The organism is Sphingobium chungangianum, assembly GCF_977014255.1.
Genome location: NZ_CDRNIV010000003.1, coordinates 45,637 through 69,631, shown reverse-complemented (window position 1 = coordinate 69,631; position 23,995 = coordinate 45,637). Strand labels below are relative to the sequence as shown.

The window sequence follows — 23,995 nt, the reverse complement described above, 5'->3', positions numbered from 1 at the left end:
GCTCGAGCGCCACAGAGAGGCGATTGCCCGGTTCGGTTCGGGCCTTAAAGCAATCAAGGCCATATCGCGTGCTTTGCCGTAAGGCAGCATGTCTACATCCCCGAAGCAGGGGGGGCCAATAATCCCAACCAGGCAACAAGTGCGAGAATGGTGAGCGCACAGCCGCTCTCGACAATGAGACTGCGCCGAAGTGACCCGATCGCCGATGATATTTCCCCAGTTTCGATCGCTCCCGCCAGGGCAGGGGTGAGGAAGAAGCGATTAGCGGCGGCCAGGAACAGCATCGCGCCGAACAGCACCAGTTTCACTGCCAGCAACACGCCGTAGAGGCTCGTAAAAAGCGCCGCCAGGTTGGACGGTCCTACCAAGATCCAACTGTTGATGAAGCCTGACAGGATGAGCAGACCCACGACGATCGATCCTACCTTTGCGAAGCCATTCAACGCCCGGTGAGACAGGTGGACATGATCGATTGCCATGCGGGCCGCTGGGCGAAAAATGAGCAGGCACAGGGCGGAAAGCGCTCCAATCCATATGCCTGCGGCCAACAGATGAGTGATGTCGGCGCCAAGATGGATCCATCCCCACAACCCTTCATCAGCTGCGCCGTGACCAGTCCAGGCCAAAGTCGCGAGAGCGATCGCTGCCGTTACTGAAACTGACCAGAGGGCGAATGCAGGGCGTCGCCACCCGACAATGGAAAAGTACAGGACCAGTAAGAGTGCTGCCACCCGAACTTGCCAGACGGTGCCGATCGCTGTGCCCGATATCAAAAGATTGACAGTGGCGCGGTCCACTTGATCGACCGGCACACCGCCCATCGAGGCCGCCAAGGCTATCATGCCCAAGATCGATAATACGATGCCGGCGAGCGCGATCGTCGCCAGGACCGAGCGAAAGCGCAGGACCGAACCGGATGCTCGCTCGGTCCCGCGTAACGTATATAGGCCGAACATCGGCAACCCGAAAAGCAGCATGAGATCGAGATAAAGCCCTAGCCTGACCGCAATCGCTATGATGTCCGGCACGCTCTTACTGGACCTTGAAGGTATAGCTGCCCTGAATGCGATGGGTGTCGGTAGAGACGACGTGATAGTCGACCTTGTAGGTTCCAACCGGCAGCGGCTTGGCAAGCGTGGCTACGAGCGTCTTGCCATCTGCAGCCACGGTCGTCGTGACGCCATTCATCTTCATCGGCCCCATCTTCATGCCGGGCATTTCGGTCATCGTCAGGTCGATCCCGGAGAACTGCGCGACCAGCGCCTCGGAAAAGACGAGCTGGATCCTCGTTGGGGATGCGCCGACGGCATTGGCTGCCGGGTTTGCGCTGTTGAGCTTGGGGTGTGCCTGAACAGCGGTAGCGGCGAGGACGGACGCCGCCATGGCGACGGCGAAAGCTGTTTTACGAAACATCGATTTCTCCATGGGCGGCGATACTGCCGACAAAGCGATTTACGCACCGCGCACCGTGACCCCTCATCCGACGGGCACGATTTCTTCGAATTCGGGGCGCCAACTGGTGTGCGCCGCAGACCTGCGCGCCGGATGAGGGGTGGAAGCTCGCCGCGCGTATGATCAAGTGGATGGGTGCGACATCACCGATCGACCAAGGGCATTTCGGCTGGGGAGAACGCGATGGAAGATTTAAGGAAGGCATGGCTTCGGAAACATTTTCCGAGCGGCCCGTTCATCGCGGTCGCGGCGCTGGTCGGCGGTGCACTGGCTGGGATTGTCGTATATGTGGGCGCCTATGACATCGGGGCGGATTCGCCGCACACCAGACCGGTCTATTGGCTGATAGAGCAGCTTCGTGATCGTTCGATCGCCGTCCGGGCTCGCAACGTGGGCGTCCCGGCCAACCTAACGGACATGAAACGGCTGCAAAGCGGCGCAGGACTTTACACCGAGATGTGCAGCGGCTGCCATCTCGCACCGGGTCTGGAAAAGTCCGAGATCAGCCAAGGCCTTTATCCCAAGGCACCCGAGCTTTTCCGGGAGCCACAGCGATCGGCAAGGGAACAATTCTGGATCATCAAGCACGGGGTCAAGCTGACTGCGATGCCGGCCTGGGGTAAAACGCATAGCGACGAATTGATCTGGGACATGGTGGCTTTCGTGCGGCAACTGCCCAAGATGACCCCGGCGCAATATCAGGCAGCACTTGCCAGTGCGCCTGAAGACCATGACGCGATGATGAAGGATATGCCTGGCATGAAAAAGATGATGCCGTAACAATGTGTCCGCCTGCCGACAGGTCGCCGTTCAGCCAAACCGACCGCGGGGCACGCAATCACTGAGGGTTGGTTGAGCGAACGGCAGAGAGGGCGGCACTCGTGCCAGCGCGCTGAACAGATAGAGATTGGGATTTGCGATGAAAACAGACTTGGATGGGCTTTTGACCCGCTTGCGCAATGAACCGGATCATCCGGGCCTGATCGGTCTGGAGGAGGCCGTGTTCCAACGCATTGCGGCATTGCCGCAGGTTTCGGCCGCTTCTCAACTCCGGTTTGGTGCAGTGGCCGCCTTTGGAGCAGTGCTGCTCGGTATCGCCAGCAACGGATTTACGCCGCCTGCCGAGGCATCGGTCACGCTCTCGCCGTTCGGGCCATCCAATCCGCTTGCCCCCTCGACGCTGCTGGTAGGCTCTCAATGAAGGCAAAATTGCTTGTTTTGGTAGCTGTCGTCGCATTCGTCGCAGCCGTTGCGGGCGTGTTCCTTGGGCGTCACTTCTTCCCCCAGCCCAAGGCGACCGGTGTCGAACTCCACGACGTGTTGCACAGCAAGCTCGACCTGGACGACCGTCAGAAGGCGCAGATCGAACTGCTTGAGCAGCGCTTTGCCGTGCGTCGTCGCACGCTGGAGCTCGAACTGAGAGCGGACAACGCGCGTCTCGCGGCCGCGATCGAAGCCGAACATGGCAACGGACCGGGTGTCACGGCGGCCGTCGATCAGTCGCATCAGGCGATGGGCGAGCTGCAGAGGAAACGCTTGGCCATATCTTCGCGATGCGCCAGATCTTGCGCCCTGATCAGGCCAAGACCTTCGATCAGGCGGTGGTACATGCGCTCACCGACGATGCACGGTGAGTCTGGATCTTCGCGCGTGCTCGGACGGTGAACTTGCGGCGCTAACGCTCGCGGGTCGGCAGCCGGCCTTCGCAGAGATCATGCATCGGCACCAGGCTGCGATATTTCGACTGGTACGCGGCCTGGTGGGGAATGCCGAGGACGCACTCAGACCTCACCCAGGACTGCTTCGTCTCCGCGTTCAGCCATCTGCGAAAATATGATGGCGCGCGGCCGCTCCGGGCTTGGCTGTCCCGGATCGCGATTAACAAATGCCGCGACTGGCGCCGCCGCCAGAAGGTGCGGCAGCTCTTCACCTTCGGTTCTGCAGCGTCCGACGCCGAGATCGAACAAGTGCCGGATGATGCACCCTCCGCGCATGCCAGTGCCGACTCAAAAATGGAGATCAAACGAATGGCCGCCGCAATCAGCGCGCTACCGGTCTCGTTGCGGGAAGTTCTGTTGCTCCGCACAGTCGAAGGGCTGAATCAGTCGGAAGCGGCAACTGCGCTCTCGATAAGTGGCAAGGCGGTCGAGACGCGCCTTTACCGTGCGCGGTCGCGCCTTGCGGAAATCTTGGCCGAGGAATGAGGGGTGCGCCCCGCTCGCGCGTAAGGAGAGAGAGATACCGCGCTCGAGCGCCTTTGCGGACCCGGAGTGCTGCACGTTGAACAAGGAGATACTATGCCCCCGGTATTGAACCGCCGCGACCTTTTCCGCGGTGCCGCATTGACCGGCGGTGGTTTGGCATTGTCGGCCTGGATGCCAGCATGGGCTCAGCCCGTTTCGGCCGGGATCGTGAAGCCGCTCCCGATCGTCACCGGGAACGATATCACGCTCAAAATCGCCCATCAGATGATGATGATCGATGGCCGGGCAAGCCATGCCATTGGCATCAACGGCACGGTGCCGGCACCCCTCATCCGGCTGCGCCAGGGGCAGACGGCGCGCCTTTCGGTGATCAACGATCTCGACGAAGACAGCTCGATCCACTGGCATGGCTTACTCGTACCATTCCAGTTTGATGGAGTGCCCGGGATCAGCTTTCCCGGCATCAAGCCCAGGTCGACCTTCGTCTATGAGTTCCCCATCGTTCAGGCCGGAACCTACTGGTATCATAGTCATTCGGGGTTGCAGGAGCAGATGGGCCATTATGGGCCGATCGTCATCGATCCGGAGGGCGAGGATCCGATCCGGTCTGACCGTGAGCATGTCATAGTGCTTTCCGACCACAGTCAGATGCATCCACATGCCATTTTCCGGAAGCTCAAACAGGTCGGTGGCGGCTATTTCAGCTACCAGCGTCAAACGCTGGCCGGCCTGCTGAACAAGGAAGACCAACCGTTCAAAGAGCGCCTGGACTGGGGCAATATGCGGATGGACCCGACCGACGTCTCCGATGTTACGGGTTCGACCTATACATACCTCGTGAACGGGCATGGGCCCCAGGATAATTGGACCGCTCTTTTCAAACCTGGCGAGCGCGTCCGGCTGCGTTTTGTCAACGCCTCTGCGATGACGACATTCAACGTCAGGATTCCCGGCCTCAAACTCACGGTGGTTCAGGCCGACGGTCTCAATGTCAGGCCCGTCGAGGTCGAAGAGTTCCAGATCGCGGTCGCCGAGACCTATGACGTCATAGTCACGCCGGTCGATGATCGCGCCTACACGTTGGTCGGCGAATCCGTCGATCGGTCGGGCATGGCGCGCGCCACTCTGGCCCCGCGCGAAGGCATGACAGCCCAAGTGCCTCCGCTCCGCAAACGTCCCCTCGCTAATATGAAAGACATGGGCATGGGGGACATGGATATGGGTGGCATGCAAGGCATGGACCACTCAGCGATGGGACATGACATGTCGGCAAGCGGGGCCGCTGCGGGCGGTATGGCTGGAATGAACATGGAATCCGGGGCCTCGATGCCCGCAATGGACAAGCCGGCCGATGGTTCGATGGCGAACATGCCTGGAATGGGTGCGCCGGCCGGCGACGCGATGGGCGGCATGGCGATGGGCGGAATGGGCGGCATGAATATGCGCGACGCCAGCAAAGCCCCGCAGGTCAAGATGGGCCCTGGCGTGCAGACGATCTCTCCTATGCCGATGGATCGCACGGGAGAGCCCGGACAGGGCCTTGACGATGTCGGGCACCGTGTTCTGGTCTATCGCGATCTCATGGCGGTCGACCGCAATCCCGACGTGCGGGCTCCCGACCGCGCAATGGAGATTCATCTGACCGGAAACATGGAACGCTATATGTGGTCGTTCGACGGCGTGAAGCTGAGCGACAAGCGGGAGCCAATTCCGTTTCTCGAAAATGAACGGGTGCGTGTCACGCTGGTGAACGACACGATGATGTCGCACCCGATCCATCTTCACGGACATTTTTTTGAGCTGGTCACGGGCCATGGCGAATATTCGCCGCGCAAGCACACGGTGAACGTCGCGCCGGGCGGCAAGGTGAGCTTCGATCTCACCGCCAACGCCGTCGGAGATTGGGCCTTCCACTGCCATATGCTCTACCACATGCACGCCGGGATGATGCGCGTAGTCTCTGTCCGTCCCCGGGGAGAAGCCGCATGAAGTCGCTTCTTCTCCTGATCAGCGCCGCGCCGCTCGCTTTCGCAGTACCGGCGAGCGCGCAATCCATGCAGAATATGCCGGGCATGAACATGCCTGCAGCCAAGGCGCCCGCGAAGAAAAGGCCTGCAGCAAAGCCCGCTACGCCCGCCAAGCGCAAAACGTCGGCCAAGCCGGCTACCAGACCAACACCCGCCAGGCGCGCGACACCTGCGGCGAAACCCAATGCCGCCGCGCACGACATGTCGGGAACGACGGGAAGCAAGGCATCTCCGAAGGCCGATCCCCATGCCGGACATGACATGTCGAGCATGCCTGGCATGACAATGCCGGACACGGCGGGTGGCGCTATGAAACACGATATGCCCGGCATGAATATGCCTGCTGCTGGAAGTGGTCAGCCGATGGAGCATGACATGTCGTCGATGCCCGGGATGGCGATGGACGGGCAGATGGCGGGGCATGGGGCAGGGGGCACGAGCCTTGCACCGGGCAACGCGCCGGCACCATTGCCGCCGAGCGATCATTATGCGGATCGGATTTACCAGAACGGCGCGATGGCCGATTCCCGCGCTATGTTGCACAACGAACATGGCGGCAGCACATCCTCGATGATCCTGTTCAATCTGGCCGAATATCAGGTCCGAAATGGTCGCGATGGCTATCGGTGGGATGGCGAAGCGTGGTTCGGCAAGGATCTCGACCGGCTCGTCGTAAAGACCGAGGGCGAAGGGGCTTTTCGAGAAGGCGTCGATAGCGCCGAAGTTCAGGCACTCTACAGTCGCGCGCTAGATCCCTACTGGAATGTGCAGGCGGGCGTCCGCTACGATTTTAAACCCAATCCCTCCCGCACCTACGCAACGATCGGCATTGAGGGCGTCGCGCCTTACTGGTTCGAAACAGAAGCAGCCGTGTTTCTGTCGAACAAGGGCGAGGTGCTGGGACGGATCGAGGGCTATTACGATCAGCGCCTCACGCAGCGCCTGATCCTTCAGCCCCGCGTCGAACTGAACCTATCGGCGCAGGATGTGCCCGAAACCCGGATCGGGTCGGGCCTCTCCAACGCGGAGCTGGGCCTGCGCCTGCGCTATGAGATTCGACGTGAGTTTGCGCCCTATATCGGCGTGTCCTACGATCGAAAATTCGGGCAGACCGCAGACTATGCCCGCGCCGATGGAAAAGGCGTCAAGGCGACGAGTTTCGTCATTGGCGTGCGGACCTGGTTCTGAGGAGCAACCGGCTTCGGCTCCACGTCGGGGCTAGCCGCGTCCACCGCTGGCTGGCTCTGATCATCGGTGTCCAGCTATTGCTGTGGTTTGCCAGCGGCCTGATCATGAGCGTGCTGCCGATCGACCGGGTTCGCGGTGAACGTCTCGTGGAGCGGGTATCGCCAGCGACGCTTGATCAAGCTCGTCCCCGTGCACCGCTGGATCTCGTGTTGCGCGAGGCGAACAAACCCGCGCGAGAGGTCCGATATCGTCTGCTGCTGGGACGCGAAGTCGCCGAGGTCGAGCTGGCCGATGGTGCGGTGCTGCTTCACGACGCCGAGACTGGAAAGCGCATCCCTCCTCTAAATGCTGCAATGGCGCGAGCAGTCGCGGTCCAAGCCTATCGCGGCGTGGCGCCGCCGCCGAGCGTACGCGCCATTTTGACCGCCAGCACCGAATATAAGGCGACGCTGCCGGCATGGCGGGTCGATTTCCCGGACCGCGACGCGACCCGTATCTATGTTGCGCAAAACAGCGGTCGAATCGTCGCCGTCAGGAACGGCACCTGGCGTCTCTACGACTTCTTCTGGGGCCTCCACATCATGGACTGGAAGAACCATGAGGATTTCAACACACCTTGGCTGATTGGATTCGCCGCTGGGGGGCTTGCGCTGGCGATCGCTGGTTCTGCCCTTTTGTATTTTCGCTGGCCGCGAAAGCGGCGCCGCAAGAACTGAACGAACATGGGGAATTCTTGGGCGGGGGCCAAAGGAGACGACCGATGATGAAGAATGCTTATGCGAGCCTCGCGCTGCAGACGCTGGTCGGCGGCATTATCATGTATTTGGTGATGTTCGTCATGATCGACAGCCTGGGGAGCTTCTACAATAATCTCAATATGGTCTACATGACGCTGATGATGGTCGCGCCGATGGTGGTGCTGATGATCCTCGCAATGGGTCATATGTTCCCATCAAAGGCAGCCAATGCGGCCCTTCTGGTCGGCTCGGTTGTGATATTTGCTGGATCGTTCGCCCTGATCCGCACGCAAACGACGATCGGTGACACGGCATTCCTGCGTTCGATGATCCCGCACCATTCGGGGGCGATCCTCATGTGTCGCGAGGCGAGCCTGAAGGACCCGGAAATCGTCCGGCTGTGCGGTGGCATCGAGGAATCCCAACGGCGCGAGATTGATGAGATGAAGGCTATTCTCGCCCGCAGGTAGGTTCCGCCATCCCATTCTCGAAAATTCGCGCAGGCTTGCGAGGGTAAGGGCGCGCTCGCGCGTATTAACAATGCGGGGCGATGAGGAGAGAATTGTGAAGAAAATAATCGCCGTCATGATCGTCGGATTGTTGACCACACCCGCGATCGCGCAAATGCAGGGCATGGACCATTCGAAGATGGACATGGGCCAGATGACGAACCCTACGCCGGCCAACCCGTATCCGCCGGCCGAGATGGAGATGCATCAGAAGATGATGTCCGCCATGGGCGGCGACGCGACGGAAACCTGGGTTCGCAAGATGATCGAGCATCATCGCGGCGCGATCGCGATGTCACGCATCGTCTTGCGCGACACAAAGGAAGCGCAGGTTCGAACGATGGCGACCAAGGCGATTACCGAGCAGACTCGGGAAGTGGGCGAGCTGCAGGGCTGGCTAAGAGCTCGCCACAAGCGTGCGCAGTAGAGACTTTCCCCCGCCCAAGGGCGGGGGATAACTGAAGGTGTATATGCCACTGAAACTCGTTCTTGCTGCGTTCGCCGCGTCTGTCTCGGTCGCCAGTGCCGCGGCTGTACCTATCACAGTCCATCGCGATCCAGGATGTGGTTGCTGCGAGAAATGGGCCGCCCAGGTCCGCCAGCAATTCGGCCGGCGCGTGGCCATAATCGATGATCAGCAGCGATCTGCCTTTCAGCGCACGCACGGCGTGCCCGCTCGGCTGTCATCATGTCATACAGCGATCGTCGACGGCATGGTTTTCGAGGGACACGTCCCTATCGGGGACATGAAGCGCGTTCTCGCGCAGCGTCCTCGTGGTGTGAGCGGTCTTGCCGTAACGGGCATGCCTCTCGGATCACCAGGCATGGAGGCCCCCGGGCAGCCGGTTCAGCCGTTCAATGTCTTAGCCTTTGGTGCAGGAAGCGAAACTATCTACGCGCGGCACGGCGGATGAGCATGGCGTTGCTCTTGGATCAAGATTGGCGTAGTTGATTACAGCTGTGAAACGTGCGCTTCCCCTCTTTCTCCTGCTCGGAGCTCTGCTCGGTCTGCTCGGCCAGGAAGCCGCCTTTGCGTCAGCACCGCCTGTAGTGTCCGTATCGATGGCGATGACCGAGACGGCCGATTCCGGCATGTCCGAAGACTGCATGAAGATGATGACGCAGCAACAGCAGCCCGCGCAGAAACCCTGCAAGGGCATGACGCTCGCCTGCATCGCCGCGATGGGCTGTGTCATTCCCATGGCGGTTCGCAATGACGCACCGACGCTTGCGGTGCGCGCGGCCGATCCGACCCTGGCCTTCTGGTCGACCACCACTGTCCTGCGCGGCGGTGACGTTGCTCCCGAACCGGAACCGCCGACTCTCCTTGGCTGATCGAACTCGGCCGTAAGGCTGGAAGGGTCGTCGCGCCTGTCGCGGATCGAACCTCCTGTCCAACCTGCGGCTACCCCGATGATTTGCCAAAGGATGATAGTCATGAAGAACCGTGTTTTCTATGCGCTGCTGGGCGTAGCCCTTGCCGCACCCGTCGCCGCATTCGCCGGCCAACCGGACCACAGCCAACAGTCCGGCCATTATGAGTGGAAGTCGGTCCCGCAATATGGACCGCGTGCGCCGCTCCAGGGACAGCGGCGCGTCTGGGTGCCTGATACCACGCAAGTGGCGGCGTGCGACTGCGACATGATGAAGATGAGCAGCGCCGACGCTGCTGATTGCATGAAGCAGATGCACAGCATGGCATTGCCTTCGTCGGCCCCGTCGGTCGGTTAGGCAAAAGTTCTGGCCGCTTCAGGTCGCATAGACGGCTAGGCCAGCAGTGGCGGCGGAATGCCCCCCATTCCGCCGCCACTGATATGCCTGTCATAGTGTGCGCGGCCGATCCGGTCCTCCGATCAGGAGTTTTCCATGCGATTGTTTGTTTGTGCGCCGCTGCTCGCGGCGATCCCCGGGATTGCGTTCGCCGGTCCGCTGACCTTCGATGCGGCGCTTCGCCAGGCTAAGCACGATGCTCCCTCCATTCGAGCGAAGACACTTGGCACTGATGCCGCGCGTTCGGCGCGTGGGGCCGCGGGAACGCTGCCCGATCCCACCCTCGCAGTGGGCGTAGACAGCTTCCCGATATCAGGACCGCTCGCGTTCGAGCCGCAGCGGGACAATTTTACCATGGCGCGGGTGGGCGTGTCTCAGGACATTCCTAACCTCGCCAAGCGCCATGCCCAGCAGGCGCGCGCCGATAGCGACATCAGGGCGGCGGAGGCTGATACGGCGGTCGAGGCGCGCACCGTCGAGGTAGGTACGGCGTTGGCGTGGATCAATCTGGCCTATGCCGAGCGCAGGCTTGCCGCTCTTGAAGACGTGCTGTCCCGGCTCGAGCGCGTCGTAGGGACCACGACCGGCGCTGTCGCTTCGGGCAGCGTACGGCCGGCGCAGACGCTTGCCGGTCAGCAGGCCATCGCCACGATGCAGGATCGCCGGAGCGAACTGGTCTCGAACGTCGCGCGTGCCCGCGCTACACTTACCCGTTGGACCGGCGATCCCGCGCCGGAGATTGCCGGTCCAATTCCCGAATTTCCGGTCGATGGGACCGAGCTTCGTGCTGCCCTCGATCGCCATCCCACCATCCAGATGATCGATGCCCAGGCTGGGCAAGCCGATGCCGATGTAAGGGTGGCGGATGCCGGTCGGCGTTCTGACTTCGGCGTGAATGTCGCCTATCAGCGCCGCGATCCCCGTTTCGGCGATTATGTCTCTGCTGGCGTGACGGTCAGCCTGCCGTTCTTCACCCGCAATCGTCAGAACGCCGGAATCGCCGCTGCCCAGGCCAATGCCGGGCGCGTTCTGGCCGAACGCGAAGCGGCGCGCCGCGCTCTTGCTGCCGACCTCGATGCCGATATCGCCGACCATGTCATGCACCACGAACAATGGATGCGCGCGCAAGGAACGCTGCAGCCGCTGGCCGAGCAGCGCGTGAAACTGGAGACCGCCAGCTACGGTGCTGGACGCGCCAGTCTTGTCGATGTCGCCGACGCTTATGCCGCGCTGGCCGACGCAACCCTCACTGTCCTCGACCGCGAGGCGCTGGTCGCCGCTGACGGCGCGCGATTGACTCTCACATACCGGAGCGAAGATCGATGAGCCTCGAGATATCACCGCGCGCCCGGCTGGGTCTTGCCGCCGCAGCGCTCGCCCTCGTCGCTGGTGGCGCAGGCTATGGCATCGCCCACCTCGGTGGGAGCGAAACCGCTCCTACGCAAACAGCCGATTCCGGTCGTAAGGCGCTTTACTGGTACGATCCTATGGTGCCGCAAGAGCACTACAACAATCCGGATACGCTTTCGTCGATGGGGATGAAGACCATCCCCAAATATGCCGATGAAGGCGGCGGCAACGCGCCGGGCATCCGCATCGATCCCGCTGCGTCCCAAACGCTGGGGCTGCGCGCGGTCGCCGTACGACGGGGACAACTGACCAGCAGTCTGACCGCCACCGGCACGATCGACTTCAACCAGCGCGATGTCGCGATCGTCCAGGCGCGCGCTGGCGGGTTCGTTCAAAGGGTCTATGCCCGGGCGCCCGGCGACATCATTGGCGCCGGTGCCCCACTCGCCGACCTGCTCGTTCCCGAATGGGGTGGCGCACAGGCCGAGTTCCTGGCGGTCCGCCGCACCGGGAGCGCGGCTTTGATACAGGCAGCGCGCCAGCGGCTCATACTGCTTGGCATGCCGTCTGGTACGGTCGCATCGGTCGAGCGAACGGGTCGGCCGCACAATGTCATCACGATTTCCACGCCAACCGGCGGCGTTATCAAGACGTTAGATGTGCGGGCCGGCATGACGATGACGGCAGGACAGACGCTTGCCGAGGTCAACGGCCTTGGCACGGTCTGGCTCAATGCTGCCGTGCCCGAAGCTATCGCGGGACCGCTCAAGCCCGGACAAACCGTGCAGGCCACGCTTGCCGCATTCCCCGGCGAGACATTGTCGGGCCGTGTCTCGGCGATCCTGCCTACGACGCAGGCCGACAGCCGGACGCTCACCGTGCGGATCGAACTACCCAATCGTGGTGGTCGTCTGCGCCCGGGCATGTTCGCAACCGTGTCGTTCGGCGGCAGCGCACAGCCAGCATTGCTCGTACCCTCCGAGGCGCTGATCCGCACCGGCAAGCGGACCTTGGTGATGCTTGCGCTAGATAAGGGCCGCTACCGGCCGGCCGAGGTGCAAACCGGCAGGGAATCCGGGGACGACACCGAGATCCTCGCTGGGCTCTCCGAAGGCGAGAAGGTCATCGCTTCGGGCCAATTCCTGATCGACTCCGAGGCTAGTCTTTCCGGCGTGCAGGCACGGCCGATCGGTGGCGGTGTGCCGATGGCAGTTGGCAAACGCGCAGCTACGGCCGCGCTCTACGAGACCGTAGGCAAAATCGAGCAGCTTACCGCCAATTCGGTGACGCTGAGCCACCAGCCGGTGCCGGCGATTGGCTGGCCGGCGATGACGATGACCTTCCAGCTTCCGGATCCGAACGTCGCGCGCGGCCTGAAGACGGGCGATCGTGTCCGTTTCGGGTTCGATCAACCGCCGGCCGGACCGACCGTGCGGCGCATGGCGAAGGTGGCGGGGCAGTGATCGCCCATCTCATCCGCTGGTCGGTCAGGAACCGCTTCTTCGTCCTGATCGGTGTATTGGCCCTTATCGGCGTGGGTGTCTGGGCGGTGCGATCAACCGCGATCGACGCGCTACCGGACCTCTCCGACACGCAGGTCATCATCCGCACCAGCTATCCGGGACAGGCGCCGCAGATCGTCGAGAACCAGGTCACCTATCCGCTGACGACCACCATGCTGTCGGTGCCGGGTGCCAAGACGGTGCGGGGCTATTCCTTCTTCGGCGACAGCTTCGTCTATGTGATCTTCGAGGACGGCACTGACCTCTATTGGGCGCGTAGCCGCGTGCTCGAATATCTCAATCAGGTGCAGGGGCGCTTGCCAGGGAGTGCCCGCAGCGCGCTCGGTCCCGATGCGACCGGGGTCGGTTGGGTCTATGAATATGCCCTCGTCGACAGGACCGGTCAGCACGATCTGGCCCAGCTTCGCGGGTTTCAGGACTGGTTCCTGCGCTACGAGCTGAAAACCGTTCCCGGTGTTGCCGAGGTCGCCAGCATCGGCGGCATGGTCAAGCAGTACCAGGTGCTGCTCGATCCGGTGAAGCTCGCCGCTTACGGTATCACGCACCAGCAGGCCGTGCAGGCGATCCAACAGGCCAATCAGGAAGCGGGCGGCTCCGTGCTGGAGATGGCCGAGGCCGAATATATGGTCCGTGCCTCGGGCTATCTGAAGACACTCGACGATTTCCGGGCCATTCCCCTGCGGACCGCAATAGGCGGTGTGCCCGTGCGGCTAGGCGATGTCGCCACGGTCCAGATTGGCCCCGAGATGCGGCGCGGAATCGCCGAGTTGAACGGCGAAGGCGAGGTCGCCGGCGGCGTCGTGATCCTGCGGTCGGGCAAGAATGCGCGCGAAACCATCGCCGCGGTCAAGGACAAGCTCGCCACCCTGAAGGCGAGCCTGCCGCCCGGCGTGGAGATCGTCACCACCTATGACCGATCGCAGCTCATCGACCGTGCGGTCGATAACCTTACCCACAAGCTCATCGAGGAGTTTATCGTCGTCGCGATCGTCTGCGGCCTGTTCCTCTGGCATGTCCGCTCGGCGCTGGTCGCGATCCTGACTTTGCCGCTGGGCGTGCTGGCGGCGTTCGTCGTAATGCGGTTCCAGGGAGTAAACGCCAACATCATGTCGCTGGGCGGCATTGCCATCGCGATCGGCGCGATGGTCGATGCGGCGGTGGTCATGATCGAGAACGCGCACAAGAAGATCGAGCGCTGGGAACATGATAACCCGCAGCAGCTGCTCGATAATCCGACACGCTGGACCGTCGTCACCGATGCCGCGGCCGAGGTCGGCCCAGCGCTATTCTTCAGCCTGTTGATCATCACGCTTTCGTTCATTCCCGTGTTCACACTGGAGGGGCAGGAGGGCCGGCTATTCGCGCCGCTGGCGTTCACCAAGACCTATGCGATGGCATCGGCCGCGATCCTCTCGGTGACGCTGGTCCCCATCCTGATGGGGTATCTCATCCGGGGCCGCATTCCCGCCGAGCAGTCCAACCCGATCAATCGCTGGCTGACCAATATCTACCGGCCCGCCCTCGACTGGACGATGAAAAAGCCCAAGGCGGTGCTGCTGATTGCGGTTCTGGTCTTCGCAACGACGGCTTGGCCGCTCTCCCGGCTCGGCGGCGAGTTCATGCCGAATATGGACGAAGGCGACCTGCTCTATATGCCCTCGGCCTTGCCGGGACTGTCGGCGGCAAAGGCCTCGCAGCTGCTCCAGCAGACCGACCGGCTGATCAAGACGGTGCCCGAGGTCGAGAGCGTGTTCGGCAAGGCGGGACGCGCCGAGACTGCCACCGATCCCGCGCCGCTCGAAATGTTCGAGACCACCATCCAGTTCAAGCCGCGTGACCAATGGCGGCCCGGTATGACCACGGACAAGCTCGTTGAAGAGCTGGACCGCACGGTGAAGCTACCCGGCCTCGCCAATGTGTGGGTGCCGCCGATCCGTAACCGCATCGACATGCTCGCGACCGGCATCAAGAGTCCGATCGGGGTCAAGGTCTCGGGCGCCGACCTCGCCCAGCTCGACCGCATCGCCCATGATATCGAGACGGTCGCTAAGACCGTGCCGGGCGTCAGTTCGGCACTGGCCGAGCGATTGACCGGCGGGCGCTATGTCGATGTCGATATCGATCGTGCCGCCGCCGCCCGTTTCGGGCTCAACATCGCCGACGTGCAGGCGATCGTCTCGGGCGCGATCGGTGGCGAGACCATTGGCGAAACCGTCGAAGGGCTGGCACGCTACCCAATCAGCGTGCGCTATCCGCGTGAGCTGCGCGACAGCCTCCAAGGGCTGCGCACGCTTCCGGTCCTGACGCCTTCCGGCCAGCAAATCACGCTGGGCACCGTGGCGAAGGTTTCGATCGCCGAAGGGCCGCCGATGCTCAAGACCGAGAATGCGCGGCCATCGACCTGGGTCTACGTCGATGTACGCGGCCGCGATCTCGCTTCGGTGGTAGGCGACCTGCAACGCGCGGTGGCGAAGGAGGTGAAGCTCTCGCCGGGCGTCAGTATAGCTTATTCCGGACAGTTCGAATATCTCCAGCGGGCGGTGGAGAAGCTCAAGCTGGTCGTGCCGGCGACACTGCTGATCATCTTCGTACTGCTTTTCATGATTTTCGGCCGGTTCGACGAAGCCGCGCTGATCATGGGCACGCTCCCATTCGCGCTCACCGGCGGTATCTGGACGCTCTACCTGCTCGGCTTCAACCAGTCGGTGGCGACGGGCGTCGGGTTCATTGCGCTCGCCGGCGTGTCTGCGGAGTTCGGTGTGGTCATGCTGATCTACCTCAAGAACGCGCTGGAAGAGCGAGGTGACGATCCAGATGCCGATCAGATCGAGGCGGCGGTGCGCGAAGGTGCGCTGCTCCGCGTCCGGCCCAAGGCTATGACAGTCGCGGTGATCCTCGCCGGCCTGTTGCCGATCCTGCTCGGCTCGGGCGCGGGCTCGGAGGTGATGAGCCGGATCGCCGCGCCGATGATCGGCGGCATGCTCTCCGCGCCTCTGCTCTCGATGTTCGTCCTGCCCGCTGCCTATCTACTGCTTCGGCGGCGACGGGCCAAATCCCTCCACCAACCTGTTTAATCTGCAAGGAGAAGACCATGACCCGAGTACGACTGATCATTGCGCTGGGCCTCGCGGCCCTGACAGCCGCTTGCGGCAAGAAGGCGGAGACGCCCGTTGCGGCCGAGACCAACCAGGCGGCGCCCGCCGCAGCCATGAGCGGCGACATGGGCAACATGGCGATGTCGCCCTCCGCGACCTCGGCCATCAAGGCCAAGGGTCACGGCACGGTCACTGCGATCGACAAGTCCGCAGGCACCATCACGCTCAACCATGGTCCGATCCCGGAAGCCAAATGGCCGGCGATGACCATGACGTTCAAGGCGGCACCCGCAGTCACCGATGCGGCAAAGGTAGGCGAAAAGGTCGATTTCGACCTCACGCTAACCGGCAGTGCCGGGGAGGTGACGGCAATCCTCAAACAGCCCTGAGCCGGCGTTCGCCTTGGCGCATTAGCGTGTAATTAACCTTGTTCCGTCACGCTTCGGCAATGGAACAATTGAGATCCCGCGCCAAAACGCAAGCACAACTCGACGTCCTATACATCGCGCGGTGGCAGTCATGATTGCCACCGCCTTTGGCTGCCTCGCTCTCTTGTGCGTCGTGAGTTGGCCATTTTTCAACGATTACGGGACGGTGATCAAAATTCAGAGCACTGGTGCGGCCGCATTCGCGCTCTATTTTCTTGCGCTGGGATCGCCCACGGCAGCGATGGCGTGTCTCATTTCGTGCTCGCAACTCATTATTTCTGCGGCTGTGCGAGACCGTTACGTGGTCATCAGGCTTTATGGTGCGAGCCTCATTCTTTTGGCCTTTCTCTCAATTGTGACGTGGCATGGCATCCCGTCTGCCTTGGCCTTGACCGGAAGCTCCTTGGGCACCCTCGCACGGCTGCAGCTTCAACCACGCGGATGAAAGGGTTCTTTCTTGTCGGTGCGCCATTCTGGCTTGCGCATAATCTGATAGTCGGGGCGCTCTTTGCGCTGGGTACGGATCTCGTCTCGCTTGCATCCAACATCGCGAATCTTTCGAAATTCCTGCTAAAGCAGCGGCGCGCCTCGGTGGGCGCTTCGGCGTCCGTCACATTGGTCACTACACAAGCTGCGCTTCTTGTCCGATCTGGACAGTCGAAGATCATCCCCCTCAAGCCCCGGTGGATCGACCGTGACCTGCTTGTGAAAAATACCGTATAGGGAGCATCCACGAGTCAGGTAGCATTCGTATGATGATCGCTCGCCAGTGAAGCCAAGCTCGGGTGCCGTACTGGCGATCCTGTCAGCACTATTGTTTGGCGCCAGTACACCGTTCGCGAAGCTCGTCCTTGGTAACGGTGTAAACGCTTGGTTGCTCGCCGGCCTGCTTTACCTCGGATCGGGTTGCGGGCTTGCTCTCGTATATGCGTTGCGCAGAGCGATCGGACGCGGCGAGGGGGAAGCATCGCTCGCCCGATCCGACATCCCCTGGCTGGCGCTCGTCATCCTGTGCGGAGGCGGGATCGCACCGGTCTTGCTGATGGCGGGACTGGCAACGACGCCTGCGTCCACCGCGTCGCTTCTGCTCAATCTGGAAGGTCTTGCAACCCTCGCCATCGCTTGGCTGGTGTTCCGCGAAAATGTCGATCACCGTCTGTTGGTCGGCGCTGCGGCGATCCTCGGCGGCGCGGTGTTGCTATCGTGGCGTGGCGCTCCCGCGGGCGGTGGCCTGGGCATGTTGGCGATCGCCGGCGCTTGCCTCGCCTGGGGTATCGACAATAATCTCACCCGAAAGCTCAGCAGCGCCGATCCCGTCCAGATCGCGATGCTGAAAGGGCTGGCCGCAGGGACCGTCAATCTCGTCCTGGCGCTAACGCTTGGCGCATCCTTGCCAGCGATTCCGGTGGTTGCGGGTGCCGCGCTGATCGGCTTTCTTGGGTACGGCGTCAGCCTCGTGATGTTCGTGCTCGCGCTTCGGCACCTCGGCACCGCTCGGTCGGGAGCCTATTTCTCGACGGCACCGTTCATCGGTGCGTTGCTCGCGGTCGTGATGTTTGGCGAAACGGTCACCGTGCCTTTCGTCATCGCCGGGATCCTGATGGCGATCGGGCTCTGGCTGCACCTGACCGAATCGCATGGCCACGAACATGCGCACGAACCTCTCGAACATGATCATCGCCATGTTCATGATAGCCATCATCAGCACCAACATTCGCCGGGCGTCGTTTCAGACGAACCCCACAGTCACTGGCATAGGCATACGCCAATGACACATCGGCATGCCCATTTCCCCGACCTGCACCACCGGCATCGGCATGACGCATAACCTTTGGGCACCGAACGCATGCGACCTCGACATTTCGCCATCGTCCTGCCTATAAAGCCTGAAGTCACTATAGGGTTATACTCAATGTCATCAGGGTCGCTCAGCATCGGCAAGCTTGCTGCCGCAACAGGCACGAAGGTCGAGACGATCCGCTATTACGAGAGTGCTGGCCTACTGGCGGCGCCTGACCGCACCAAGAACAATTATCGCGCCTATTCGCCGCAACATCTCGCGCGGCTCAGCTTCATCCGGCGCGCCCGGGCGTTGGGGTTTTCACTCGATCAGGTGCAGGCGCTGCTGGGTCTCGCCGATCAGAAGGACATATCCTGCTCGGCGGTGGATCTGATCGCTCGAGAACATCTCGCCGAGATTGATCGCAAACTGAAGGATCTGGCAACGCTGCGTTCGGAGCTCAGCAGCCTCATCGTCCAATGCGGCCATGGCACGATCTCGCAATGCCGCATCATCGAGACGCTGGCACCGGAGGCGGATCGCACGGGATAAAGCAAACAACCGCGTTGGCTATTGCAACTAAGTCGCAAAACTTCTTGACCCTCTAGCGGCTAGAGGGTTTATGAGGCTGGGATGTTCCGCCCTGACCTTTGCGAATCCCTCGATTCCAGCCCTGCTTTTACGCGCTTGCCGTGGCCATCGATCCGGCGGGTCTTGGCCGTCCTGGCGGCATTGCTGTGCATGGTCAGCATCAGCTCCATTGCCCGCGCCGATACCGCCGATGTGCAGACGGCATGGCGGCTGCTCGACTATATGGCGGTCGACTATGGTGGCGCCGTCAGCGGCGGTCGGGTCAGGAGCGCCTCGGAATTTGCCGAAATGACCGAATTCGCGGCGTCGGTATCGGCCCGTCTCGTCGCTCTGCCACCCACGCCGGCGCGCGCTACTCTGATCGCGGGCGCGAGCCAGCTCCAGGGCGTGATCGCCGCCAAGGGCACGCCCGAAGAGGTCGCCCGCATTGCCCATGGCCTCGCTGCCGATCTGCTCAAGGCTTATCCGGTGCCCCTCGCGCCAGCCAAGGCGCCCGGCCTGGCCCGCGGCGCCAGCCTGTTCGCGCAAAATTGCGCGAGCTGCCATGGCGTGACCGGCAATGGGCATGGCCCCGACGCCGCCAAGCTCACCACCCCGCCGATCGCCTTCAGCGACGTGAAGCGCGCACGGCTGCGCAGCCCCTTCGCGCTCTATCAGGTCATCGAGCAGGGTATCGACGGCACAGCGATGCAAAGTTTCGCGAGCCTGCCGAAAGACGATCGCTGGGCGCTGGCCTTCTATGCCGGTCGCTTCGCTTTTTCCAATTCACAGGCGGTCGAGGGTGAACGGCTGTGGAAATCCGATGCCAGTCTCCGGCGCGCCATTCCCGATCTGACGGCGCTGGCCGGATTGACGCCGGAAACGCTCGCAAAGGCCGTTGGTCCTGACAAGGCCGACGCGGCGATCGCCTATCTGCGCCGCCATCCGGAGGTGGTGATCCCGAAGCCCGCAGGCTCGCTGAGCGTCGCTCGCGAAAAGCTGCAGCGCGGCCTGGCGGCCTATCGCGGCGGCGATCGCCACGCCGCTCAGGAACTCGCGCTGTCCGCTTATCTCGACGGGTTCGAACCGCTCGAGCCGATGCTGACCGCGCGCGACGCAACGCTCATGGGTCATATCGAAAGCGCCATGGGCGAATTTCGGGCCTCGCTCCAGCAAGGTCGGCCCGCCGACGAGATAGCGACCCGTATCCAGGTGCTCGATGGCTTGTTCGACGACGCCGATGCGGCCTTGTCCCCGGACGCGGCGAGCAGCGCATCGACCTTTCTGGGCGCGTTCACCATCCTGTTGCGCGAGGGGCTCGAAGCCCTGCTGATCGTCGTCGCGATGATCGCCTTTCTTCGCAAGGCCGAGCGACCCGAGGTGCTGCCCTATGTCCATGGCGGTTGGATCGGCGCGCTGGCGGCGGGCGGTCTCGACCTGGGCGGTTGCAACCTATGCGATCGGGATCAGCGGGGCGAGCCGGGAGCTCACCGAAGGGTTTGGATCGCTGTTCGCGGCCGTCGTCCTGCTCTCCGTGGGGATATGGATGCACGGCAAGGCGCAGGCGGACCAATGGCAGCGCTACATCCGCGAAAAGATGTCGCGCGCGCTGTCACGGCAATCGGCCTGGTTCCTCTTCGGCCTGGCCTTCATCGTCGTCTATCGCGAGGTGTTCGAGACCATCCTGTTTTATGCCGCGCTCTGGACCCAGGGCAATGGCGGTATCATGCTGGCTGGCGCCGGCTCGGCGGTCCTGCTGCTCGGCCTCATTGCCTGGGCGATGCTGCGCTACAGCCGCGACCTGCCGATCGCGAAGTTCTTTGCCTATAGCGCGTGGCTGATGGCGCTCCTCACCATCGTACTCGCCGGCAAGGGCGTGGCCGCGCTGCAGGAAGCCGGCATCATCGACATTGCCCCGCTTGGCGGCGGAATTCGCGTCTCGGTACTCGGCATCTTCCCGACCGTGCAGTCGATGGGCGCCCAGTTGCTGATGCTCGTCGCGGTGGCCGGCGGGTTCATTCTAAACCGGCGCCGTGCCGTCGTGGCAACCGCCTGATGAAGATCGGAGCAGGAAGCGATATTCGTCTTGACCCTCTAGTAGCTAGAGGGTGCATAAGGCTTCACATGATGCTTGCACGCGTGGAAAATCATGGTCTGTAGCAGCTGCCAGTCGGATGCGCCGGCGGCGCCCGATCCGCGCTGGCGCCGCGTGCTGTGGATCGCTCTTGCGATCAATCTGACGATGTTCGCCGGAGAGATCGTCGCGGGTATCGCCTCGGGGTCGCGTTCGCTCCAGGCGGACGCGCTCGATTTTCTAGGCGACTCTGCCAATTATGCGATCAGCCTCGGGGTCGCGAGTATGGCGCTGGGCTGGCGGTCGCGCGCCGCATTGCTGAAAGGCGGCACCATCCTTGCCTTCGGCCTCTACGTCTTGATCACCACGCTGCTTGCCGCGCTGGGCGGGGGCATACCGCAAGCTGGGACGATGGGTATCGTTGGGGTGATCGCACTGGTCGCAAACGGTAGCGTTGCGCTCATGCTCTACCGCTACCGGAGCGGCGACGCGAACATGCGATCGGTGTGGATCTGCTCGCGTAACGACGCCATCGGTAACTTGGCAGTATTGGTAGCCGCCGCAGGTGTGCTCGGCACGGGTACGGCCTGGCCGGATCTGGCGGTAGCCCTGATCATGGCGGGGCTCGGCATTTGGGGGGGCCTCCAAATCATTATCCAGGCGCGTGCAGAACTATATCGCAAACCCTTGGATGATGCGTCGGCACAACATTCGCTGGCTTCTACAAGCCTGTAGTTGCTAGAGGGAGCATAGATGCATCGATTGACCATCCTTTTCGCCTGCCCTGGCCGTGTTCCTGTCCTTGGGGACGGGATCGGTTGCGCACGCGATGGAGCCGATGGTGTGTATCGATGCCAGTAGTGCTGCCGAAACCGGCCACGCCGATGGCGACGGTGATCAAGTTCCCGCCGATAGCGACAAGGGTTATCCGCATCACCATGGCAGCTGTCATGGTCATCACGTCGCTACGCCGCTTGCAAAAGCCGAAGCGACCGGCCTGGATAAGAATGCATCGATAATGCGGCCGGCACCCTCTGTCGCATTGGCGACTGCCGCCGCCGACCCCGCGCTGCGACCTCCCCAGGCCTGACGATTCCCTAGCTCCCGTCGGCATTGATCGACGGGCTCTCAAGGTTCGTCAGGAGTTCTTCATCCATGTATCGCGTCATCGCGGCTTTTTTGGCCGTAACGTCTTGCGCGTCGATCGCGCAGGCGCAGACGGCCACATCGCCACCGTCTGCCAATCCATCCATCTTCACGCTCGACCGTGCGCGCACAATGGCGGGCGGCAGCTCGCCAAATATCGACGCGGCATCTGCCGATGTTCGCGCCGCAACGGCGGCGCGAACGATTGCCGGCTTTCGTCCCAATCCTGAGATTCAGGTGCAGACGGAGAATGTCGCGGGATCTGGCGATTACAGAGGGGGCCGCAGCGCCGAGACGACGGCGAGCCTTGCGCTGCCGATCGAACTTGGCGGCAAGCGTTCGGCGCGGATCGCCGTCGCGGATTCGCGCAGCAATCGGGCGCGGATCGACGCGGCAACCGCACTCGCCGATCTCAATCTGCGGATATCGCAATCCTATATCGAGGCGGCTGCAGCGGAACGGCGCGTCGATATCGCCCGCCAACAGGCGCAGATCGCAGGCAATGCCTTCAGGGCTGCGCGTGTCCGCGTGACTGCAGGGGCGGGCGCTCCTATCGACCAGCAGCGTGCGGATGTGCTGCGTATCAACGCCGACGTCGGTCTGGAACGCGCCGTTCGCGAGGCGGAGGTTGCGCGGGCCAATCTGGCGCGGTTGATCGGCCAGCCCATCGATGGCGCCCTCGATCTCGCCTGGTTCGACCGGGTCGAGGGTTATGGTCCGGTTCTGCCGGTCTCGGCCGAAGGGACGTTGACCCTCGCGGCAGCGAAGGCCGATGTGAATACGGCAAATGCCCAGGTGCGCCTCGCGCGCTCCCAGCGCGTGCCCGATATCACGATCAGCGCGGGCGCGCGGCGGCTCGCCCAGACCAACGACATGGCAGCCGTGGTTGGGATCGCCATTCCCTTTCCCGTTTTCAACAATGGTGCCGCTGCCGTCAGCCAGGCCCGTGCCGAGCAGGACCGGGCCGACGCCAATCGCAGGGTAGCGGTCATCGAGGCAGAGCAGTCGATCGCGAACGCTCAAGCCCAGTTGGCGAATGCGGCGGCGACAGCCAGATCGGCGGGTGGTCCTGGCCTTGCTGCAGCCATGGAGGCGGCGCGCATTGCCCGGGTTGGCTATTCACAGGGCAAGTTCAGCCAGCTCGACCTGCTGGAAGCCGAGCGCACCTTGGCTGAGACGCGCGCCGCGTTCACCGACGCGCTCGCGGCCTATCATGACGCAGAAGCCCGCCTCGAGCGCCTGACCGCGCCTGCCCCCGAAACGGCGGAGCGCTGAGCGATGACACACATCCCATGCCGTTCGGCGTCATTGAAAGCGCCACAATCCATGAAGACAGCCGCTGCGGCGCTGTCGATCGCCGGGTCACCGTGCCCAGGCCAGCCCCATTCCGGAGATATCCTATGATTCAAGACAAGCGCCTTATGGGCGGCGTGGCGGGCGCCGTGTTGTTGGCAGCCGTCGGCGGTTTCACCGTCGCGCGCTATACAAGTGACACCCCTGCCGCCACGACCGAGACTGCCGCAAAGGGCGAAGAGGCCAAGGCCGAGGCGCCTAGCGATACAGTGACGATGGCCGCCGCCGCGATCCAGGACGCTGGGATTGTCACCGAGACGATCAGTGCGGGCGGGCTTGGCGCTGAGATCATTTCCCAGGCCGTCATCACCCCTTCGCCGACGGGTGAGGCCATTGTGACCGCAAGGGCGGGTGGTGCTGTAACGCGTGTCCTGAAAAGGCTTGGCGATCCGGTCCGTGCCGGCGAGGCGCTGGCGGTGGTCGAAAGCCGCGATGCCGCACAGATCGCAGCGGATCGAACGGCCGCTGGCGCCAAATCGACGCTGGCGCAGAAGGCGCTCGCCCGCGAGCGCTATCTCTATGATCAGAAGGTTTCGGCGCGGGTCGATCTCGAAACCGCGCAGGCGGAAGCGGCCTCGGCCGCCGCCGAAGCCCGGCGGGCGGCAGTGGCAGCAGGTGCCGCCAACATCACGGCCGATGGTCGGGGCGTCGTGCTCGCCAGCCCGATCTCGGGCCGTGTGACGGCGATGAAGGTCAGTCTGGGAGGGGTGACTACACGAAAGTGACGTATCTGCACGCTAAGGGCGAACAAATCCGGTACGATGCCAGCAGATGCTATTCGCAGGCTTT

Annotated in this window: 22 protein-coding genes and 4 pseudogenes; 24 read left to right on the top strand and 2 right to left on the bottom strand. The window is 62.7% G+C overall.

Going from position 1 to position 23,995, the window contains the following annotated elements:
• Positions 1-92: 92 nt before the first annotated feature.
• Positions 93-1,028, bottom strand: coding sequence for a copper homeostasis membrane protein CopD (copD, locus tag ACWNC0_RS04515; protein WP_449469928.1), 936 nt, complete (start codon positions 1,026-1,028; stop codon positions 93-95).
• Positions 1,029-1,032: 4 nt separating this feature from the next.
• A complete protein-coding gene (copC, locus tag ACWNC0_RS04510; protein ID WP_179563643.1) occupies positions 1,033-1,413 on the bottom strand; it encodes a copper homeostasis periplasmic binding protein CopC in 381 nt (126 codons plus the stop codon).
• Positions 1,414-1,635: 222 nt separating this feature from the next.
• Between copC and ACWNC0_RS04505 the strand changes: the two genes are divergently transcribed.
• The 24 genes and pseudogenes from ACWNC0_RS04505 (at position 1,636) to ACWNC0_RS04390 (ending at position 23,931) form a co-directional block, all read left to right on the top strand.
• On the top strand, positions 1,636-2,232 hold the full coding sequence (locus tag ACWNC0_RS04505) for a c-type cytochrome (RefSeq protein WP_449469926.1): 597 nt from the start codon (positions 1,636-1,638) through the stop codon (positions 2,230-2,232).
• Positions 2,233-2,371: 139 nt separating this feature from the next.
• Positions 2,372-2,653, top strand: a complete 282-nt coding sequence (locus tag ACWNC0_RS04500) for a hypothetical protein (RefSeq protein ID WP_174839324.1) — start codon at positions 2,372-2,374, stop codon at positions 2,651-2,653.
• Positions 2,650-3,086, top strand: a pseudogene (locus ACWNC0_RS04495) (periplasmic heavy metal sensor). The gene ACWNC0_RS04500 and the pseudogene ACWNC0_RS04495 overlap by 4 nt, the downstream one beginning before the upstream one ends.
• Positions 3,083-3,656 (top strand): annotated as a pseudogene (locus ACWNC0_RS04490) (RNA polymerase sigma factor). The pseudogenes ACWNC0_RS04495 and ACWNC0_RS04490 overlap by 4 nt, the downstream one beginning before the upstream one ends.
• A 93-nt stretch (positions 3,657-3,749) precedes the next feature.
• A complete protein-coding gene (locus tag ACWNC0_RS04485; RefSeq protein ID WP_449469925.1) occupies positions 3,750-5,645 on the top strand; it encodes a copper resistance system multicopper oxidase in 1,896 nt (631 codons plus the stop codon).
• Positions 5,642-6,871 carry a copper resistance protein B gene (locus ACWNC0_RS04480; protein ID WP_449469924.1) on the top strand — a complete coding sequence of 410 codons (1,230 nt, stop codon included), beginning with the start codon at positions 5,642-5,644 and terminating at the stop codon, positions 6,869-6,871. The genes ACWNC0_RS04485 and ACWNC0_RS04480 overlap by 4 nt, the downstream gene beginning before the upstream one ends.
• A complete protein-coding gene (locus ACWNC0_RS04475; protein WP_449470008.1) occupies positions 6,862-7,587 on the top strand; it encodes a PepSY domain-containing protein in 726 nt (241 codons plus the stop codon). Before ACWNC0_RS04480 ends, ACWNC0_RS04475 begins: the two co-directional genes overlap by 10 nt.
• Positions 7,588-7,631: 44 nt before the next feature.
• Positions 7,632-8,078 carry a DUF305 domain-containing protein gene (locus ACWNC0_RS04470; protein ID WP_449469922.1) on the top strand — a complete coding sequence of 149 codons (447 nt, stop codon included), beginning with the start codon at positions 7,632-7,634 and terminating at the stop codon, positions 8,076-8,078.
• 115 nt (positions 8,079-8,193) lie between these two features.
• Complete coding sequence (locus tag ACWNC0_RS04465) at positions 8,194-8,544, top strand: DUF305 domain-containing protein (RefSeq protein ID WP_449469921.1); 351 nt, start codon at positions 8,194-8,196, stop codon at positions 8,542-8,544.
• 43 nt (positions 8,545-8,587) lie between these two features.
• Complete coding sequence (locus ACWNC0_RS04460) at positions 8,588-9,031, top strand: DUF411 domain-containing protein (protein ID WP_449469920.1); 444 nt, start codon at positions 8,588-8,590, stop codon at positions 9,029-9,031.
• A 46-nt stretch (positions 9,032-9,077) separates the two neighbouring features.
• Positions 9,078-9,452 (top strand): hypothetical protein, encoded by a 375-nt coding sequence (locus ACWNC0_RS04455; RefSeq protein ID WP_449469919.1) that lies wholly within the window; start codon positions 9,078-9,080, stop codon positions 9,450-9,452.
• A 102-nt stretch (positions 9,453-9,554) separates the two neighbouring features.
• Entirely contained in the window at positions 9,555-9,848 is a 294-nt protein-coding gene (locus ACWNC0_RS04450) for a hypothetical protein (RefSeq protein WP_449469917.1), read from the top strand.
• Between the two features lie 135 nt (positions 9,849-9,983).
• Entirely contained in the window at positions 9,984-11,213 is a 1,230-nt protein-coding gene (locus ACWNC0_RS04445; RefSeq protein ID WP_449469916.1) for a TolC family protein, read from the top strand.
• Entirely contained in the window at positions 11,210-12,700 is a 1,491-nt protein-coding gene (locus ACWNC0_RS04440; protein ID WP_449469915.1) for an efflux RND transporter periplasmic adaptor subunit, read from the top strand. The genes ACWNC0_RS04445 and ACWNC0_RS04440 overlap by 4 nt, the downstream gene beginning before the upstream one ends.
• Positions 12,697-15,834 carry an efflux RND transporter permease subunit gene (locus tag ACWNC0_RS04435; protein ID WP_449469914.1) on the top strand — a complete coding sequence of 1,046 codons (3,138 nt, stop codon included), beginning with the start codon at positions 12,697-12,699 and terminating at the stop codon, positions 15,832-15,834. Before ACWNC0_RS04440 ends, ACWNC0_RS04435 begins: the two co-directional genes overlap by 4 nt.
• A gap of 17 nt (positions 15,835-15,851) precedes the next feature.
• Positions 15,852-16,244 (top strand): copper-binding protein, encoded by a 393-nt coding sequence (locus ACWNC0_RS04430; protein WP_449469913.1) that lies wholly within the window; start codon positions 15,852-15,854, stop codon positions 16,242-16,244.
• Between the two features lie 130 nt (positions 16,245-16,374).
• Positions 16,375-17,006 (top strand): annotated as a pseudogene (locus ACWNC0_RS04425) (YgjV family protein).
• Positions 17,007-17,052: 46 nt separating this feature from the next.
• Positions 17,053-18,111 (top strand): DMT family transporter, encoded by a 1,059-nt coding sequence (locus tag ACWNC0_RS04420; protein WP_449469911.1) that lies wholly within the window; start codon positions 17,053-17,055, stop codon positions 18,109-18,111.
• Positions 18,112-18,195: 84 nt separating this feature from the next.
• A complete protein-coding gene (locus ACWNC0_RS04415; RefSeq protein ID WP_449469910.1) occupies positions 18,196-18,615 on the top strand; it encodes a MerR family transcriptional regulator in 420 nt (139 codons plus the stop codon).
• 189 nt (positions 18,616-18,804) lie between these two features.
• Positions 18,805-20,689 (top strand): annotated as a pseudogene (locus ACWNC0_RS04410) (FTR1 family protein).
• Between the two features lie 93 nt (positions 20,690-20,782).
• Complete coding sequence (locus ACWNC0_RS04405; protein WP_449469909.1) at positions 20,783-21,442, top strand: cation transporter; 660 nt, start codon at positions 20,783-20,785, stop codon at positions 21,440-21,442.
• Between the two features lie 103 nt (positions 21,443-21,545).
• A complete protein-coding gene (locus tag ACWNC0_RS04400) occupies positions 21,546-21,797 on the top strand; it encodes a hypothetical protein (protein ID WP_449469908.1) in 252 nt (83 codons plus the stop codon).
• A gap of 65 nt (positions 21,798-21,862) precedes the next feature.
• Positions 21,863-23,128, top strand: a complete 1,266-nt coding sequence (locus ACWNC0_RS04395) for a TolC family protein (protein WP_449469907.1) — start codon at positions 21,863-21,865, stop codon at positions 23,126-23,128.
• Between the two features lie 125 nt (positions 23,129-23,253).
• Positions 23,254-23,931 carry a hypothetical protein gene (locus ACWNC0_RS04390; RefSeq protein ID WP_449469905.1) on the top strand — a complete coding sequence of 226 codons (678 nt, stop codon included), beginning with the start codon at positions 23,254-23,256 and terminating at the stop codon, positions 23,929-23,931.
• The last annotated feature ends 64 nt before the right edge of the window (positions 23,932-23,995 follow it).

What these genes read in the sequence shown, in the direction of transcription:
- copC (WP_179563643.1), bottom strand. Translation starts at nt 1,413, where the DNA reads ATGTTTCGTAAAACAGCTTTCGCCGTCGCCATGGCGGCGTCCGTCCTC.
- ACWNC0_RS04505 (WP_449469926.1), top strand. Translation starts at nt 1,636, where the DNA reads ATGGAAGATTTAAGGAAGGCATGGCTTCGGAAACATTTTCCGAGCGGC.
- ACWNC0_RS04500 (WP_174839324.1), top strand. Translation starts at nt 2,372, where the DNA reads ATGAAAACAGACTTGGATGGGCTTTTGACCCGCTTGCGCAATGAACCG.
- ACWNC0_RS04485 (WP_449469925.1), top strand. Translation starts at nt 3,750, where the DNA reads ATGCCCCCGGTATTGAACCGCCGCGACCTTTTCCGCGGTGCCGCATTG.
- ACWNC0_RS04480 (WP_449469924.1), top strand. Translation starts at nt 5,642, where the DNA reads ATGAAGTCGCTTCTTCTCCTGATCAGCGCCGCGCCGCTCGCTTTCGCA.
- ACWNC0_RS04470 (WP_449469922.1), top strand. Translation starts at nt 7,632, where the DNA reads ATGATGAAGAATGCTTATGCGAGCCTCGCGCTGCAGACGCTGGTCGGC.
- ACWNC0_RS04465 (WP_449469921.1), top strand. Translation starts at nt 8,194, where the DNA reads ATGATCGTCGGATTGTTGACCACACCCGCGATCGCGCAAATGCAGGGC.
- ACWNC0_RS04460 (WP_449469920.1), top strand. Translation starts at nt 8,588, where the DNA reads ATGCCACTGAAACTCGTTCTTGCTGCGTTCGCCGCGTCTGTCTCGGTC.
- ACWNC0_RS04450 (WP_449469917.1), top strand. Translation starts at nt 9,555, where the DNA reads ATGAAGAACCGTGTTTTCTATGCGCTGCTGGGCGTAGCCCTTGCCGCA.
- ACWNC0_RS04445 (WP_449469916.1), top strand. Translation starts at nt 9,984, where the DNA reads ATGCGATTGTTTGTTTGTGCGCCGCTGCTCGCGGCGATCCCCGGGATT.
- ACWNC0_RS04440 (WP_449469915.1), top strand. Translation starts at nt 11,210, where the DNA reads ATGAGCCTCGAGATATCACCGCGCGCCCGGCTGGGTCTTGCCGCCGCA.
- ACWNC0_RS04430 (WP_449469913.1), top strand. Translation starts at nt 15,852, where the DNA reads ATGACCCGAGTACGACTGATCATTGCGCTGGGCCTCGCGGCCCTGACA.
- ACWNC0_RS04415 (WP_449469910.1), top strand. Translation starts at nt 18,196, where the DNA reads ATGTCATCAGGGTCGCTCAGCATCGGCAAGCTTGCTGCCGCAACAGGC.
- ACWNC0_RS04405 (WP_449469909.1), top strand. Translation starts at nt 20,783, where the DNA reads ATGGTCTGTAGCAGCTGCCAGTCGGATGCGCCGGCGGCGCCCGATCCG.
- ACWNC0_RS04400 (WP_449469908.1), top strand. Translation starts at nt 21,546, where the DNA reads ATGGTGTGTATCGATGCCAGTAGTGCTGCCGAAACCGGCCACGCCGAT.
- ACWNC0_RS04395 (WP_449469907.1), top strand. Translation starts at nt 21,863, where the DNA reads ATGTATCGCGTCATCGCGGCTTTTTTGGCCGTAACGTCTTGCGCGTCG.
- ACWNC0_RS04390 (WP_449469905.1), top strand. Translation starts at nt 23,254, where the DNA reads ATGATTCAAGACAAGCGCCTTATGGGCGGCGTGGCGGGCGCCGTGTTG.